The organism is Serratia sp. HRI, assembly GCF_010119335.3.
GTDB classification, from domain to species: Bacteria; Pseudomonadota; Gammaproteobacteria; order Enterobacterales; family Enterobacteriaceae; genus Serratia; species Serratia nevei.
The window spans coordinates 3,823,808-3,838,749 of the sequence record NZ_CP083690.1; the positions used below are offsets into that span (position 1 = coordinate 3,823,808).

The following is a 14,942-nucleotide window of genomic DNA, read 5'->3' on the forward strand; positions in this document are numbered from 1 at the left end:
CTGAACAGAAATTGTGAATTAGGATAACTGTTCTGTGATTTCCATTTGATCCAGACGTGCCAGCAATTTGCGCGTCAGCTGTTCCAGCTGTTTTTGCTCATCGTCGGTCAGCGTGGACCACAGGAAATGCAGACATTGGTGCTGCGGCGGCAGCAGTTGACTGAGAAATTCTTCCCCCTGCGGCGTCAGATGCAGATGCAGGCAGCGGCGATCGTTGTCGCTTTCCCGGCGCTCGATCCAGCCGCGTTTCTCAAGCTCGTCGGCGATGCGGGTCGCATTGGTGCGCGAGGAGCCTAAGGCAGAGCTTAGCTCAGAAGGTTGGATGCTGTGGCTTTCCTGCGCATCCAGGGTGATCAGCGCCATAAACAGTGTTTCGTTAATCCCCTGCGCCTTCAGCATCTTATTGCGGTTTTCCAGCAGCTTGCCTTGCATGTGCATACACAGGCGGGTCAGCAGGATTTCCTGATAAGGGAAATCTTTCTGCCGGGTGGCGCGGAAATTCAGCATTTGTTCTATGGGGGCAAACGAGCTTTCCATAATTTAGGGCCTCATTAATTTCGTTCGAGATAGTAACGACGGTGACAAATAATGTAAATGTTCAGCCGTGCGGATAATTTAGCAATTCGTGTCATTTGTCAGTGTTTGTAAAGATGTGGCGCATGAAAACGCCAAAGTGAAGCCAAACGATCGGGAGCGGCGTCAGCCCAGACCGAAAAGCATTAACAGCTTTAATGTGACGCCAAAGGTCGTCGCGCCGAGCAGCGTCGACAGAATGATGCTTTTGCTGCGGTAGAAGCACAACGCCAGCGCGGCGAACCCCACCAACGTCGGCAGCAGCTTGGCCGGCTCGCGCATGACGACCGGCGTGCTGGAGACCACCAGCAGGGCGCAGATCGAGGCGATGCCGATGCTGTCGAGCAACAGGGCGGCTTTACCGCGCTTGAGGCCGGGCTGGGCGCGCGCCGGCGCCAGCCGCAGCGGCAGATAACGGAACAGGTAATTGGCGCAGCCCACCACCAGGCCGATCACCAGCACATCAGTGTTCATGGTTGGCCTCCGCAGGGGCGGGCTGGAACAGGGCGGCGACGCAGCCGGCGCCGATGCCGGCCAAAATGGCGACCGGGATGGAGAACAGCACCACGCCGAGCAGCGCGCCGGCCAATGCGGCAGCAATGGTCAGGCTCTGCGGGCGCCGGAAGGCGGCCAGCAGGAAACTGAGAAACAGCGCCGGTAGCATGAAGGCCAGCGAGGCTTCGATCACCGGGAACTGCTCCAGCGGGCCGTTGCCGAACAGCGCGCCGAGCGCGGTGCCGGCCACCCAGGAAAGCCAGGAACAGAGCGCGATGCCCAGCATCCAGTTTTCGCTCCAGCTGCGGTTATTGCGCATCAGCCTGGCGGTAGCGGCGGCGAAGACCTCATCGGTCAGGCCAAAGGCCCACATCGCCGTTTTACCGGGCGACATGCGCGAGACGATGCGGTGGCGCAGCGCCGGGCCGTACAGCAGGTGGCGCACATCCATCGCCATCACCGTCAACGCGGAGACCCACAGCGACATCCCGGCGCTCAGCAGGGCGGTGATCACGAACTGGCTGGCGCCGGCGTAGATGATGCAGGAGAAAAAAATGCTTTCCAGCGGGGAAAAGCCCAGTTTGACGGCGCTGAGGCCGAAGGCGAACGCCACCGGGACATACCCGATGACGATCGGCAAACTGTCGACGACGCCGTTGGCGAAGGTGGCGCTGACGGCGGGCGGATTGAGGCTGTCTGCAGCTTGGCTTTGCATGGTTGTGGGTCGCAGGGTAGATAGGACTTCAATAGTTTATGTCCAGAACATTACCAGAGAGTAAGTAATGTTTATACCCTGCACCGCTAATAAATTTCTTAAGTGACTATTTGCACGATAATCAGATTGTCGCCGGCCCCTGCGGATCGTGGTGCTTGCCGAGCCACCAGGTCAGCAGGTTGAGCAGGCATAACACCCCGCCGGCGGCGGCCACGCCGTACCAGCCGGCATGCTGATAGGCCGAGGCGGAGAGCAGTGAGCCGAGGGCGCCGCCGATAAAGTAGCTGGTCATGTAGCCTGCGGTCAGGCGGTTGCGCGCGTCCGGCATGATGCGGTACATCACGCTCTGGTTGGTGACGTGTACCGCCTGCACCGCCAGATCGAGGATCAGGATGCCGGCGATCAGCGCCCACAGCGATTGTTTGGCGAACGCGATAGGTATCCAGGACAGCAGCAGCAGCACCAGGCCGACGGTGGTGGTCAATCCGGCTTTGCCCTTGTCTGCCAGATGCCCGGCACGTGAAGCGGCCAGCGCCCCGGCGGCGCCCACCAGGCCGAACAGCCCGATCACCCCTTCGGAATAGTTGAACGGCGGCGCGGCGAGCAGAAAGGCCATGGAGGTCCAGAGCACGCTGAAGTTGGCGAACGACAGGGCGCCGAGGATGGCGCGGGTGCGCAGCAGCGGCGTGCGGCAGAACAGGCTGAAGATCGAGGCCAGCAGCTGCGGATAGTTCAGCCCGGAGTGTTGCTTATAGCGCGGCAGCGCGCGCCACAGGATCAGCGCCATCAGGATCATCAGCACGCTGGCGACCCAGTAGATGGTGCGCCAGCCGCCGAACGACGCCAGCGCGCCCGCGACGGTGCGCGCCAGCAGGATGCCGAGCAGCAGGCCGCTCATGATGATGCCGACGGTCTTGCCGCGCTTTTCCGGGTGGGCCAGCGTGGCGGCCAGCGGCACCAGGATCTGCGCTACCACCGAGAACAGCCCGGTAAGCGCGGTGCCGAGGATCATCATCGGCAGCGTGGCGGAGGTGGCGGTGATCAGCATGCCCCCGGCGGCCAGCAGCGTCATGAACACGATCAGCCCGCGGCGCTCGAACATATCGCCGAGCGGCACCAGCAGCAGCAGCCCGGTGGCGTAACCGAGCTGCGCGGCGGTAACGATAAAGCCGGCCTGATTGACCGACAGGTTGAAACCGGTGGCGATGGTTTCCAGCAGCGGCTGCGCGTAATAGTTGCTGGCGACCGCCAGACCGGTAGCGATGGCGATCAGCACGGTCAGCGCCGGGCTGAGGCCCGGGTGGGCGTTTTGTTGGCTCATGGTTTTTTCATCACGGGAAGAAGATGGCGCGCAGTATCCGGCAACGCACGCCGGGAAACCAATGTATAATTTTCATTTTATTTATCTCATTTCAAGATAGATGCCATGAACCTGAAACAGATCCGCTATGCGCTGGCGGTGGCGGAAGAGCTGAACTTTACCCGGGCGGCGCAGCGCTGCCATACGGTGCAGTCGGCGCTGAGCCACCAGATCGCCAAACTGGAAGAAGAGCTGGGCTGTACGCTGTTTGAACGCACTTCGCGTCGGGTGCGGTTGACCCCCGCCGGCCAGGCTTTCGTGGCCCCTGCGCAGCGCCTGCTGGCGGCGCAGCAGGCGCTGGTGGAGGAGGTGACGGCGGCCGACGGCGCGGTGTCAGGCACCCTGACCATCGGCACCATTTCAACGATAAACGTGATGGCTCTGACCGAAAGGCTCGACAAGTTTCACCACCACTATCCGGCGGTGAATATCCGCCTGTACGTCGGCATGAGCGAAGCGCTGCTGGAGGACGTACGCCAGCAAAAATGCGATATGGCGTTCGTCGGCATCTGGCCGGGCGATGCCGATCTGCTGCCGATGTCGCACCGGCAGTTGGCCGATGAGCCGCTGGTGGCGCTGGTGGCACCGCAGCATCCGCTGGCCGGCCGCGAGCGGGTGAACCTGCAGGCGCTGGCGGAAGTGCCGCTGGTGGATTTCTACAGCGGCACCGGCGCGCGGCGCCAAACCGATCGCGCCTTTCAGGCGGCGGGCATTCGTCGGCACGTCAGTTTTGAAATCGATCATATCGAATGGCTGGAGAATTTGGTGCGGCGCGGGCTGGCGGCGGGCATCGTACCGATCTCGACCGCGCAACGCTTGAGCGCGCTGGTGTCGATTCCGATTGAAGACGGGCCGCGGCGCCAGGTGTATTGCATTTGGCCGCAGCCCATGTCGACTATCGCCGAGCGCTTTTTGCATTTCAGCGGCATCGATATGGCGGGGTAGGGGCGCGGCACTGGCGGCGCCCCTGAACGGTTACGGCTTCGCCGCTTCGGCGGCGGTTTTCACCCAGCCGTCGAAGGTGGCCTGGTGCGCCTTGATCCAGCCGTTGACGTGGTTCTGGATGTCGGCTTCCGAAGCCTGGCCTTCATGCATGCGCAGGTTTTGCGCGTTGATGTCGGCGATCGGCAGCTTCATGATGGCGAACAGCTTGGCGGCCGCCGGATTGGCTTCGGCCCACTGCTTGTTGGCGGCGATGCGCATGGTGTTCACCGGGAAGCCGTAGTTGGCGCCGTTAGGCTGCGTGGTGTCGACGTTCTTCTGCTCGCCCGGCAGGGAGGAGAACGGCACCCGCAGCCAGACCACGTCGCGCCCCGGCACCATCACATCGCTGACCCAGTACGGCGTCCAGGTGTAATACAGCACCGGTTTGCCCTCTTTGTAGCGGGTGATGGTGTCGGCGATCATCGCCGCGTAGTTGCCCTGATTGTGTTCGACGGTATTGCTCAGGCCGTAGGCCTTGATGTGGTGGTTAATCACCGCTTCGCAGCCCCAGCCCGGAGTGCAGCCGGTCAGATCGGCCTTGCCGTCGCCGTTGGTGTCGAACAGCTTGGCGATCTTGGGATCTTTCAGCTGCTCGACGTTGGTGATGTGGTACTGCTCGGCGGTTTTCTTGTCGATCAGGTAGCCCTGCGCGGCGCCGTTGACGTAGACGCCTTCGCGGTAGAACTTGGCGTCGCCGCCGGCGGCCTTGTACTGATCGGCGTGCAGCGGATCCCAGTTGACCGCGATAAAGGTCGCGTCGCCGGAGGCGATCGAGGTGTAGGCGACGTTGTAATCCACTTCACGCGGTTCCTTCACGTCGTAACCCAATTTTTCCAGCGCCTTGCTGACCAGCAGCGTCTGGAACGTCTCTTCGGAAATGGTGCTTTGCACCGGCTGTACCGCGATCCCCTTGCCGGGTAAATCTGCCGCGCTCACGCTCTGTGAGCCAATCAGCGTCGTCAGGGCGAGAGCCCAGATGCCCATAGTGCGCATAGTGTTTCCCCTTTTTTCGATGTGGTGGTGTCATAGCCCGCCGGGGCCGCAGCCGCCGGCGGGAAAAGCGTCAGGCTTGTTTGATGAACGGGCGAGTCAGCAGCCCGATGGGGCCGCGGCGATACCAGCGGCCGATGCCTTTGCTGCGGCGATCGCGCCCCAGCGATTGGGTGAGGCGATCGAGAATGATCGCCAGGATCACGATGCCGACGCCGCCGACGGCGGCCAGGCCCATGTCCAGCCGGCCGATGCCGCGCAGCACCATCTGGCCCAAGCCGCCGACGGCGATCATCGAGGCAATGACGACCATCGACAGCGCCAACATCAGCGTCTGGTTAACGCCGGCCATGATGGTCGGCATCGCCAGCGGCAGCTGCACCTTGAACAGCAGCTGACGCGGGCTGGCGCCGAAGGATTCGGCGGCCTCGATCAGATCCTCCGGCACCTGCTTGATGCCCAGAATGGTCAGGCGCACGATCGGCGGCAGCGCGAAGATGATGGTCACCACCACGCCCGGCACGTTGCCGATGCCGAACAGCATGACGATCGGCACCAGATAGACGAAGGCCGGGGTGGTCTGCATGGCGTCGAGCAGCGGTCTAATCACCTTGGCGGCATGCTTGCTGCGTGCCAGCCAGATGCCGAGCGGCAGGCCGATAAGAATGCAGAAGAACAGCGCGGTCAGCACCAGCGCCAGCGTGACCATCGCCTGCGACCAGGCACCGATGGCGCCGATGGCGACCAGGGAGAGCAGCGTGGCGGCGCCCATGCCGAGCCCCGAGACCTGCCAGGCGAGCAGCGAGAACACCAAAATGGCGATCGGCGCCGGCATGCCCAGCAGCAATTGCTGGAAGCCGCTCAGGATCATGTCCACCGGCACGCGGATACCCTGGAACAGCGGGCGGAAGTGCAGCACCAGCCAGTCGATGCCTTGCGTAACCCAGGCATCGAACGGCACCCAGGCTTTGTGGAACGGATCGAGCAGGCTGAAGTGCTCCGGCTGCGCCGGCATCGACCGGTGCGGTAGCCCAGGGATCTTGGGTTTGCGTGGTATCACTCATTGGCGGAGCCCTCCTTGTCCAACGCCTGCAGCAGCATGGCCTTGGAGATGATGCCGAGATAGTTATGTTCTTCGCACACCACCGGCACCGCGCACGGCGCCTGGGCGACCAGGGAGATCAGATCGCTGAGCGGCGTGTCGGCCGGCACGGCGGCGGGGGCCTCGAGCAGGGCATCGTCCAGCGTTTGATTGGCGGACAGCGCCTTTTTCAGCGACTCTATCGACACTACGCCGATAAATTTCTTCCCGCGTTCAACAACATAACCATAGTCCCGGTCCTCATCGCGCAGCAGCTGCAGCGCCGAACGGGGGCCAAAACCGGGGGTTTTGCGGATCAGCGTCACCGGGCGCCGTTGGGCGATATCCTTGGCGCTGAACACATGACTGATGTCCACGCCGCGGAAGAAGGTGCGTACATAGTCGTTGGCCGGGTTATTCAGGATCTCGTCCGGCGTACCGACCTGGATCACCTCACCGCCCTGCATGATGGCGATGCGATCGCCGATGCGCATCGCTTCGTCCAGATCGTGGGAAATAAACACGATGGTGCGTTGATGCTGGGCCTGTAATTTCACCAGCTCATCCTGCATTTCGGTACGAATTAACGGATCGAGCGCCGAGAAGGCCTCGTCCATCAATAATATATCCGGGTTATTGGCCAGGGCGCGGGCTAATCCCACGCGCTGGCGCATACCGCCGGATAATTCATCCGGATAAGACAGCGCATAATTCTCCAGCCCGACCTGACGCAGGGCGTCCAGCGCTTTTTCCTGGCGCTCCTGCAGCGGTATGCCGGCTAATTCCATACCGAAGGCGGTATTATTCAGGACATTCATGTGTGGCATTAGCGCGAATGATTGAAATACCATGCTGATCTTATTTCGCCGCACGGTACGCAGCGCGGTGTCGGATATTTTGGCGATGTCCTCACCGTCGATCAGCACCTGACCGCGGGTGGGTTCTATCAGACGATTGAGAAGGCGTACCAGGGTGGACTTGCCGGAACCGGAGAGCCCCATGATGACAAATATCTCGCCTTCTTCAATGGCCAGAGTGGCGTCTTTTACGCCGAGCGATAAGCCGGTTTTTTCAAACAGCCGATCTTTTGTCAGACCTTTATCCAGCAGTTTGAATGCGCGTTCCGGGTGTTCGCCAAATATCTTATACAGGTTCTTTACTTCGAGTTTAATTGCCATGCAATTTGCTGTTTCCTCTGGTTTAATTAAAACGACATGAGCTGTCCTTAGCAAAAATAAAAGAGCTTTTTACCCTAACACAGTGAATATCTGAGACAACCCTGAATGTCGTTTAAATGGGGTATTAGTGGTTTACATCAAGGTTTTAATTAGTTATGGTAATTTGGCCCGTGACTCAAAATTGATGGCCGTTATTCGCCATAATGGATTGGTTTTGGGGGAAATAACGCGGCGTGAAGCAGGGGGATATTTCGCTTCTGCGCTTGCCGTTTGGATAATAAAAAACCCGACCAGAGGTCGGGCAAAAGTCATCAGTATTTCATCAGTTTTAACGACAGGTGCCGATATCGAGGGGGATATCGTCGGGCGCTATGTTACCGCCGTAATATGACAGCCAGATGGCAGCCTCAGGCCTTGCGATACAGCCGCCGCGGGTGGCCGATATTGCCGTACAGCATCTCCACCCGCACGAACTGGGTGGCGACGCAATATTCCAGATAACGGCGGGCGGTGGTCTTGCTGATGCCGACCTGCTCCACCACGTCTTCCACCGCATGCGCCACCGCCGGCTGGGCGATAAACAGCGCCTGCACCAGCTCCAGCGTGTTGGTTTCGATGCCTTTGGCGCTCGGCTCACTGGAGAACTGCTTCGACTGCAGGTTGTACAGCGCATCGACATTGTCCTGATCGATGATTTTGAAGGTGCGCTGGGTCTGCACGAACTGCATGAAGCGCTCGAGCGAGTTGCGCAGCCGCTTGTAGGATACCGGCTTGATGATGTAGTCGAAGGCGCCGTTGCGGATCGCCTGGCTGCAGGTATGCATGTCGCTGGCGGCGGTGATGAAGATCACCGAGCAGGCGGGGTTCTTCACCGCCGGTTCTTCCATCAGCTCGATGCCCTGGCCGTCCGGCAGAAAGTTATCCAGCAGGATCAGCCGCGGCTGATGCGCATTGGCTTTGGCCCGCGCTTCGGCCAGCGTGGCGGCGTAAGCCACCACCCGCAGGTTGAAATTTTTCTCGATGAACTCCGCGTGCAGCGTCGCCAGTTGCGGCTCGTCTTCCACGATCAGAACGTCCAGTGTTTGGTGTGACATAATCGGGTGCTCAAAAAAAATCGGGTTATGGGTTTTATTTAGGGATAAATATAGAGAATATCGCGCCGTGCGGCTCGTTGTCCGACACTTCTATGCTGCCGTGCGCCTGCGCCACGTGGCTGGCGACCAGATGCAGGCCGATGCCGTGGTCGCTTTTATCCGCTTTGGTGGTCACGCCCTGTTCAAACAGCGTATCACGAATCTCCTCGGCGATGCCGGTGCCGCGATCCGCCACCTCGATCACCAGCTCGTCGCTGCCGTCGCTGATATAAAGCTCGATCGCTTCGTGCGGGGCCGGGCAGTGCAGCGTCGCCTCCACGGCATTATCCAACAGGTTACCGACGATCGACATCAGTTCGGTCTCATTCAGCGCCGCCGGGATCTGCCGCAGCTGGCAGGCCGGATCGAAGCGCAGCTCAATGCCTTTTTCTCTGGCGCTGGAGTATTTGCCCAGCAGCAGGCCGCACAGCGCCGCCGAGCTGAAGCGCTGCGAGATGAAATCGAGGATTTCCTGTGCGCCCTCCGACTGGGCCTCCACGTAGCGGATAGCCTCGTCGTAGCGCTGCATATGCAGCAGCCCGGCCAGCGTCGCGGTCCAGTTCAGCTGCTCGTGGCGCATGATGCGCAGGTTGTCGGCATAGCGTTTCACCTGGCTGAGCTGGCTGCTCAGGGTATTGATATCGTTCTTGTCGCGGAAACTGATCACCCAGCCTTGCAGTTCCTGTTCCTGCATGATGCGCACCCGGCTGGCGATCACCCGCACGTGGTTAAAGCGGCACACCTCGTCATGCGTATCCTGGCCCAGCTGCGCGGCGGCGAAGAAGTTCGGCTGCGCCTGGATCACGTCGCCGATCGGCCGGCCCAGCAAGCCGGCGGCGGGCTGGTGCAGATCCAGCAGCTCGCGCGCCGCATGGTTGATGGTGATGATCCGCATCTGCGGATCGATGGCGATCACCCCTTCATAGATGGCTTCCAGCAGCGCTTTTTGCTGGCGAACCAGCAGCGCGATCTCTTTCGGCTCCAGCCAGAACATCTGGCGCTTGAGGTTTTTCGACAGCAGCCAGGAAAAGACGAACAGGGCGATCAGCAGCAGGACGATGGAGCCGATAATTTGCGTCAACGTCCTGGCATTTAAATTATCGATATGCGATTTCAAATAGCCGACGGAAACGATGCCGATCACGCGATTATTTTCATCCACGATCGGCGCCTTGCTGCGCAATGAAACGCCAATGCCGCCCTTGCGAATGGAAATAATACTTTTTCCTTCCAGCACCTCTTTATTATCGCCGCCGATCATCGGCGTGCCCAGGCGGCCTTCATATTCGGAATGATAAAGGTGGCGGGCATGATTATCGCCGATGACGATATAACTGGCGTCGCTGCTGGCGCGGATTTTTTTCATCAGCGCGGCGATCCGGACGGCGTCGTTGTTCTCCACTGCGTCGACCAGCGAAGGAATGAGGGCAATTTCCCGCGCCTGTACCTGGGCGCGGGCGCCGAGATCGCGGTGCAGCTGCGCATCCAGCTGGTAATAGGTATAGGCGCCGATACAGGTCAGCAGCAGGCAGGAGAAGGCCACCAGGCACAGAAACAGCTTGATTTGAAATGAGAGTTTGAGGCGCATGGCGGTGCTTCACCGTAAAGAGATCCTGAAGCCTTACCCTATCACGAGAAGCGGGGTCTGTAATATTGCGCCCGATCAACTTGTGATCCCTCACACGGGATTAGAGTGAACCGGACGAGAATTGTTCGTCTGCGATAAAGTTGATAAGCTTTAAAATAAAAGCGGTATTAACACCATTAAAACCACGCCGGTTTTTACATAATCTTAATTAACCCCATAGAAACCATAACCACCATTAAAAACCCTTTTTAACTTTGAACATAATCACAGCAGATAATCCGTGCGCTTCTCTATGATGGCTGAACAAACTAATAAGAGGCCAGATTATGAGCACAACAGATGATTCTTACCTCGTAGCCAAAGACAAGGCCGCCGATATTCCTCTGCGTGAGAAATGGTGGCGGATACTGGACAATTATAAAGTAGGGATTATTCCGTTACCGTTCTTTATTCTGGCCGGCGTATTGATTCTGCTCGACTGCCTGGAAGGCAAATTGCCGAGCGATATCGTGGTGATGGTGGCCACCCTGGCGTTCTTCGGTTTCGCCTGCGGCGAATTCGGCAAGCGCCTGCCGCTGATCGGCAAAATGGGCGCGGCGGCGATCTGCGCCACCTTCATTCCTTCCGCGCTGGTGCACTACGGCCTGCTGCCGGACGTGGTGGTGGAGTCGACCACCAAGTTCTACAAATCGACCAACATTCTTTATCTCTACATCTGTTGCATCATCGTCGGCAGCATCATGAGCATGAACCGCCAGGTGCTGATCCAGGGCTTCCTGCGCATCTTCATTCCGATGCTGTGCGGCGAGATCGTCGGCATGCTGGTGGGGATGGGCGTCGGCATGGCGCTGGGCCTGGAGCCGTTCCAGATCTTCTTCTTCCTGATCCTGCCGATCATGGCCGGCGGCGTGGGTGAAGGGGCGATCCCGCTGTCGATGGGCTACGCGGCGATCCTGCACATGGAGCAGGGCGTGGCGTTGGGGCGCATTCTGCCGATCGTGATGCTCGGCAGCCTGACTGCCATCGTCATCGCCGGCCTGCTCAACCAACTGGGCAAGCGTTATCCGCACCTGACCGGCGAAGGCAGCCTGATGCCGAGCAAGCAGGGCGACAGCGACATGAACGCGGTGGAAAAAATCAGCGGCAAGGTGGACGTCAGCACCATCGCCTGCGGCGCACTGCTGGCCATCCTGCTGTATATGGTAGGCATGCTGCTGCACCGCCTGATCGGTCTGCCGGCGCCGGTGGGCATGCTGTTCGCCGCCGTGGCGGTGAAGCTGGCGCACGGGGTGTCGCCGCGCATTCAGGAAGGTTCGCAGGTGGTGTACAAATTCTTCCGCACCGCCGTGACTTATCCGATCCTGTTCGCGGTCGGCGTGGCCATCACGCCGTGGCAGGAGCTGGTGGACGCGTTCACCGTACAGAATCTGATCGTGATCGTCACAACCGTCAGCGCGCTGGTGGCGACCGGTTTCTTCGTCGGCAAGAAAATCGGCATGCACCCTATCGACGTGGCGATTGTCTCCTGTTGCCAGAGCGGGCAGGGCGGCACCGGCGACGTCGCGATCCTCACCGCCGGCAACCGCATGTCGCTGATGCCGTTCGCCCAGATCGCTACGCGTATCGGGGGCGCTATCAACGTCTCGCTGTCGCTGCTGGTGTTGGCCAAGTTCTTCGTATAACTCCTATAAATCCTTAGCGTTACTTTGCCTTTCCCCGCCCCCGCGGGGATTTTTTTTGCCCGCGCGCCGGCCGTACGCGCGGGCAGAGATAATACCGGTTACGCTGCCTGTTTCATGGCGGCGTCGTACCAGGCGAAGTAGCGCTCTACGCCGCGGCGGCCGGATTCGATCAGCGCGCGTTTCTTCTCCTCGCTGATGCCGAACTCCAGCGTGCCGACGTCGAGCGTGTCGACATACACGGTGCGCTTCCAGTCGTCGCTGTCCAGGTGCACCTTGGTTTGGATGTCCAGCATCACGTTGGCCACCGCCAGGGTGAAATCAAACAGGTTGTTGACCGGCGTGCGCGGGCCGGCCTGCCCGGCGGCCTGGGCGATTTCGCCGGCGGAGTCCAGGCGAAGGCCCAGGGTGCGGGTGTTGATGCGCTGGCTGGAACTGTCGATATAAGGCGGCGTGGCGGAAAAGTCATAGTCGAACAGCCGCACCGGGTAGTTGTCGATCATGCCGCCGTCGATGCACAGATCGCCCTGGGTATTGTTCTTGGCCACGAAGGCGAACGGGAACGACATCGAAATGCGCAGGCCGTCCGCCACTTTCATGCGCGGCGTGGTGCGATGCGAATAGACCTCGCGCTGGCCGCTGTTGAGGTTGGCGCCGATAAAGTAAATCGACTTGAACCCTTTCGCCGCCTTCATCGCTTCGAACTGCTCGAAGGTAATATCCGGCTTGCCGGTATATTGCTTGATAATATCGCGCGACCATTGATAGAAATAATCGCCGGGCGCGATGCCGTATTGATTGAACAGGCGGTAGGCGTCCTGGAGCGTACCGAAAAAGCCGCCGTTATAATCGAGGAATTTTTTAAAATCCATCGCCGACAGAATTTTGGTGACGTCCGCCGAGCTGCAGCCCAGGCCGACCAGCAGCGCGGCGATGGCGCCCGCCGAGGCGCCGGAGGTTTGCTTGATCTGCGGCATGATGCCTTTGGCTTCCAGCAATTCCAGCGCGCCGCCATAGGCGATGCCTTTTACGCCGCCGCCTTCAAAGACCAGATTTTCGAATTGATAGTTCATGATATTTCCTCACTCTTGGTTTAGGGAGTAAGGAAAATAACCAAGTGGCGAGCGAGAAAATATGGATTGGGGTTGTGTGGCTCGGCAAACAGAATTATTCATAATAAATATATTATTTATATATTTATCAAAGGCATTTATTAAACAGGCGCATCGGGCCTTTTGCGTCAATACTTAGCGCTGTCCAATTCTCGCAAGGAGTCATCATGTTCTGGAAACGTTGTCTGCTGGGCGCGGCGCTGGCCGTTATGTCATTACAGGCCGGGGCCGCCGCGCCGCAGGCCAAAACCCCGACGCCGGGATTTTACCGCATCATGCTGGGCAGCGTTGAAGTGACCGCGTTGTCCGACGGCGTCATTCGCCTGCCGGCGGACAAGCTGTTGCTGAACACCACGCCGCAGCAGATCGCCGCCGGGTTGGCCGAGCGGCATCAAAGCCTGCCGGTGGTCACCTCGGTCAATGCCTATCTGATCAATACCGGCGACAAGCTGGTGATGATCGACAGCGGTGCCGGCCAGCTGCTGGGCAACGGCCTGGGCAAGCTGGTGGATAACCTGCGCGCGGCGGGCTACCAGCCGGAGCAGGTGGATGAGATCTACCTGACCCACATGCACCCGGATCACCTCGGCGGCCTGGCGCACGACGGCAAGGCGGTATTCCCCAATGCGGTGGTGCGCGCCGCCAGCCAGGACGCGGACTTCTGGCTGAGCGCCGACCAGCTGAAAAGGGCCAATGCGGAAAATAAAAGCAACTTCGAAAGAGCCCAGGCGGCGATCAAGCCTTATCAGGCGGCCGGGCACTTTAAGCCATTCAACGGCGACGGCGAGCTTTCGCCGGGCATCGCCGCCTTTGCCGCCCACGGGCATACGCCGGGCCACAGCGTCTATCAGGTGACGAGCCAGGGCAAAAAGCTGCTGTTGCTGGGGGATCTGATCCACGTAGCGGCGGTGCAGATGCCGCATCCGAAGGTGGCTATCAGCTTTGACAGCGACGCTAAGGCGGCGGTCGCTCAACGGCTGCGGGTGTTCGGCGACAGCGCGCGGCAGAGCGAGCTGGTGGGTGGTGCGCACCTGTCGTTCCCGGGGTTGGGCTACCTGAACCGCCAGGGCGAAGGGTACAACTGGGTGCCGCTGAATTACGGCGCGCTGTAACGCACTCGGTCACTACCGATTGCGCTCGGCGAATACCCGGCTGAACCAATCGAGAAACACGCGCACCCGCGGCGACAGCTGGCGGTTGCGCGGATAAAGCAGCGAGACCGGCATCGGTGGAGAAGGCCAATCCGGCAGCAGCGGCAACAGGCTGCCGTCGGCCAGATCGCCGCGCAGGTGATAGCGCGGCACCTGAATGATGCCCAACCCGGCGCGGGCGGCGGCGACCAGGCTCTCCGCCGCGCTGACCGACACCGTCGCCGGCAGCGTGATGGGCTGCGCTTGCCCCGCCACTGTGAACGCCAGCGGCATCAGCGCACCGGTCGCCGAAGAGCGAAAGCCCACCATGCGGTGATGGCGCAGATCGTCCAGGCTTTGCGGCGTGCCGAAGCGCTGCAGGTAGGCCGGGGCGGCACAGGTCACCTCTTCCAGCTCGCCCAGGCGGCGCGCCACCATGTCGCTGTCCCGCGGTTTGCCGACGCGCACCACGCAGTCGATGCCTTCCCGCAGCGCGTCCACCAGCCGATCGCCTTCGCTCATATAGAGCTCGATATCCGGGTATTGCGCCAAAAAATCAGGCAAGTCGGGCAACAGAAAATGGCGCGCCAGCGTGCCGTGCACCTCGATGCGCAGCAGCCCGCGCGGTTTGGCGCCGGCGAACGCCATCTCCGCCTCTTCGATGTCCGCCAGAATGCTCAGACAGCGCTGATAGTAGGCTTCGCCGTCCAGCGTCGGGCTGACGTGGCGGGTGGTGCGCTGCAGCAGCCTGACCTGCAGCCGGGCTTCGAGCTGTTTGATGGCGTCGGTCACGGTGGAGCGCGGCAGGTTCAGATCCTGCGCCGCCTGGGTAAAGCTACGTTGTTCTACCACGCGGGTGAACAGGCGCATGGCGTCGATTCTGTCCATAATTGTTCGTTTATTTCGGATAGTGATAACGAAGAA

The 14,942-nt window shown here is 60.3% G+C and carries 14 protein-coding genes and 1 pseudogene; 4 read left to right on the plus strand and 11 right to left on the minus strand.

The genetic code is table 11. The features are described 5' to 3' along the window. Window positions 1-18: 18 nt before the first annotated feature. The 4 genes from mprA to GF111_RS18250 all read right to left on the minus strand — a co-directional run bounded on the left by mprA (window position 19) and on the right by GF111_RS18250 (window position 3,104). Window positions 19-537 (minus strand): transcriptional repressor MprA, encoded by a 519-nt coding sequence (gene mprA / locus GF111_RS18235; RefSeq protein WP_025160249.1) that lies wholly within the window; start codon window positions 535-537, stop codon window positions 19-21. 162 nt (window positions 538-699) lie between these two features. Next, window positions 700-1,047 carry an L-valine transporter subunit YgaH gene (gene ygaH, locus GF111_RS18240; protein ID WP_038872852.1) on the minus strand — a complete coding sequence of 116 codons (348 nt, stop codon included), beginning with the start codon at window positions 1,045-1,047 and terminating at the stop codon, window positions 700-702. Beyond that, a complete protein-coding gene (locus tag GF111_RS18245) occupies window positions 1,037-1,783 on the minus strand; it encodes an AzlC family ABC transporter permease (protein ID WP_038872849.1) in 747 nt (248 codons plus the stop codon). The genes ygaH and GF111_RS18245 overlap by 11 nt, the downstream gene beginning before the upstream one ends. Before the next feature lie 121 nt (window positions 1,784-1,904). Beyond that, window positions 1,905-3,104: an MFS transporter gene (locus tag GF111_RS18250; RefSeq protein ID WP_033632267.1), complete on the minus strand. Its 1,200-nt coding sequence runs from the start codon at window positions 3,102-3,104 to the stop codon at window positions 1,905-1,907. A gap of 105 nt (window positions 3,105-3,209) precedes the next feature. Here GF111_RS18250 and GF111_RS18255 point away from each other — a divergent pair, with 105 nt between their 5' ends. Continuing rightward, the gene (locus tag GF111_RS18255) at window positions 3,210-4,088 is read left to right on the plus strand and encodes a LysR family transcriptional regulator (RefSeq protein ID WP_147191012.1); all 879 of its coding nucleotides are present in this window, start codon (window positions 3,210-3,212) and stop codon (window positions 4,086-4,088) included. Window positions 4,089-4,118: 30 nt separating this feature from the next. On the opposite strand, the gene proX is transcribed toward GF111_RS18255, so the two are convergent. The 3 genes and pseudogenes from proX to proV all read right to left on the minus strand — a co-directional run bounded on the left by proX (window position 4,119) and on the right by proV (window position 7,376). Then, window positions 4,119-5,120: a glycine betaine/L-proline ABC transporter substrate-binding protein ProX gene (proX, locus tag GF111_RS18260; protein ID WP_147191013.1), complete on the minus strand. Its 1,002-nt coding sequence runs from the start codon at window positions 5,118-5,120 to the stop codon at window positions 4,119-4,121. A 70-nt stretch (window positions 5,121-5,190) separates the two neighbouring features. After that, a pseudogene (gene proW / locus GF111_RS18265) lies at window positions 5,191-6,126 on the minus strand (glycine betaine/L-proline ABC transporter permease ProW); the annotation flags it as partial. A 47-nt stretch (window positions 6,127-6,173) separates the two neighbouring features. Beyond that, window positions 6,174-7,376 carry a glycine betaine/L-proline ABC transporter ATP-binding protein ProV gene (proV, locus tag GF111_RS18270; RefSeq protein ID WP_038872840.1) on the minus strand — a complete coding sequence of 401 codons (1,203 nt, stop codon included), beginning with the start codon at window positions 7,374-7,376 and terminating at the stop codon, window positions 6,174-6,176. Window positions 7,377-7,503: 127 nt separating this feature from the next. Between proV and GF111_RS18275 the strand changes: the two genes are divergently transcribed. Beyond that, entirely contained in the window at window positions 7,504-7,767 is a 264-nt protein-coding gene (locus GF111_RS18275; RefSeq protein WP_147191015.1) for a hypothetical protein, read from the plus strand. A 16-nt stretch (window positions 7,768-7,783) separates the two neighbouring features. On the opposite strand, the gene GF111_RS18280 is transcribed toward GF111_RS18275, so the two are convergent. Both GF111_RS18280 and GF111_RS18285 read right to left on the minus strand, forming a co-directional pair. Further along, on the minus strand, window positions 7,784-8,470 hold the full coding sequence (locus tag GF111_RS18280) for a response regulator (RefSeq protein WP_016929845.1): 687 nt from the start codon (window positions 8,468-8,470) through the stop codon (window positions 7,784-7,786). 34 nt (window positions 8,471-8,504) lie between these two features. Further along, on the minus strand, window positions 8,505-10,097 hold the full coding sequence (locus GF111_RS18285; RefSeq protein WP_038872834.1) for a sensor histidine kinase: 1,593 nt from the start codon (window positions 10,095-10,097) through the stop codon (window positions 8,505-8,507). Window positions 10,098-10,423: 326 nt separating this feature from the next. On the opposite strand from GF111_RS18285, the gene GF111_RS18290 reads away from it, so the two are divergent. Further along, window positions 10,424-11,779: a 2-hydroxycarboxylate transporter family protein gene (locus GF111_RS18290; protein WP_033635692.1), complete on the plus strand. Its 1,356-nt coding sequence runs from the start codon at window positions 10,424-10,426 to the stop codon at window positions 11,777-11,779. Between the two features lie 98 nt (window positions 11,780-11,877). On the opposite strand, the gene GF111_RS18295 is transcribed toward GF111_RS18290, so the two are convergent. Further along, window positions 11,878-12,849: a patatin-like phospholipase family protein gene (locus GF111_RS18295; protein ID WP_147191884.1), complete on the minus strand. Its 972-nt coding sequence runs from the start codon at window positions 12,847-12,849 to the stop codon at window positions 11,878-11,880. A gap of 206 nt (window positions 12,850-13,055) precedes the next feature. Here GF111_RS18295 and GF111_RS18300 point away from each other — a divergent pair, with 206 nt between their 5' ends. Continuing rightward, window positions 13,056-14,000, plus strand: a complete 945-nt coding sequence (locus GF111_RS18300; RefSeq protein ID WP_055315469.1) for an MBL fold metallo-hydrolase — start codon at window positions 13,056-13,058, stop codon at window positions 13,998-14,000. A 12-nt stretch (window positions 14,001-14,012) separates the two neighbouring features. Here GF111_RS18300 and GF111_RS18305 read toward each other — a convergent pair whose 3' ends face one another. Further along, the gene (locus GF111_RS18305; RefSeq protein WP_038872820.1) at window positions 14,013-14,906 is read right to left on the minus strand and encodes a LysR family transcriptional regulator; all 894 of its coding nucleotides are present in this window, start codon (window positions 14,904-14,906) and stop codon (window positions 14,013-14,015) included. Window positions 14,907-14,942: the final 36 nt, after the last annotated feature.

Coding starts and splice junctions, on each gene's coding strand:
- ygaH (WP_038872852.1), bottom strand. CDS start 1,047: ATGAACACTGATGTGCTGGTGATCGGCCTGGTGGTGGGCTGCGCCAAT.
- mprA (WP_025160249.1), bottom strand. CDS start 537: ATGGAAAGCTCGTTTGCCCCCATAGAACAAATGCTGAATTTCCGCGCC.
- GF111_RS18255 (WP_147191012.1), top strand. CDS start 3,210: ATGAACCTGAAACAGATCCGCTATGCGCTGGCGGTGGCGGAAGAGCTG.
- proX (WP_147191013.1), bottom strand. CDS start 5,120: ATGCGCACTATGGGCATCTGGGCTCTCGCCCTGACGACGCTGATTGGC.
- GF111_RS18280 (WP_016929845.1), bottom strand. CDS start 8,470: ATGTCACACCAAACACTGGACGTTCTGATCGTGGAAGACGAGCCGCAA.
- proV (WP_038872840.1), bottom strand. CDS start 7,376: ATGGCAATTAAACTCGAAGTAAAGAACCTGTATAAGATATTTGGCGAA.
- GF111_RS18290 (WP_033635692.1), top strand. CDS start 10,424: ATGAGCACAACAGATGATTCTTACCTCGTAGCCAAAGACAAGGCCGCC.
- GF111_RS18300 (WP_055315469.1), top strand. CDS start 13,056: ATGTTCTGGAAACGTTGTCTGCTGGGCGCGGCGCTGGCCGTTATGTCA.
- GF111_RS18245 (WP_038872849.1), bottom strand. CDS start 1,783: ATGCAAAGCCAAGCTGCAGACAGCCTCAATCCGCCCGCCGTCAGCGCC.
- GF111_RS18295 (WP_147191884.1), bottom strand. CDS start 12,849: ATGAACTATCAATTCGAAAATCTGGTCTTTGAAGGCGGCGGCGTAAAA.
- GF111_RS18285 (WP_038872834.1), bottom strand. CDS start 10,097: ATGCGCCTCAAACTCTCATTTCAAATCAAGCTGTTTCTGTGCCTGGTG.
- GF111_RS18305 (WP_038872820.1), bottom strand. CDS start 14,906: ATGGACAGAATCGACGCCATGCGCCTGTTCACCCGCGTGGTAGAACAA.
- GF111_RS18250 (WP_033632267.1), bottom strand. CDS start 3,104: ATGAGCCAACAAAACGCCCACCCGGGCCTCAGCCCGGCGCTGACCGTG.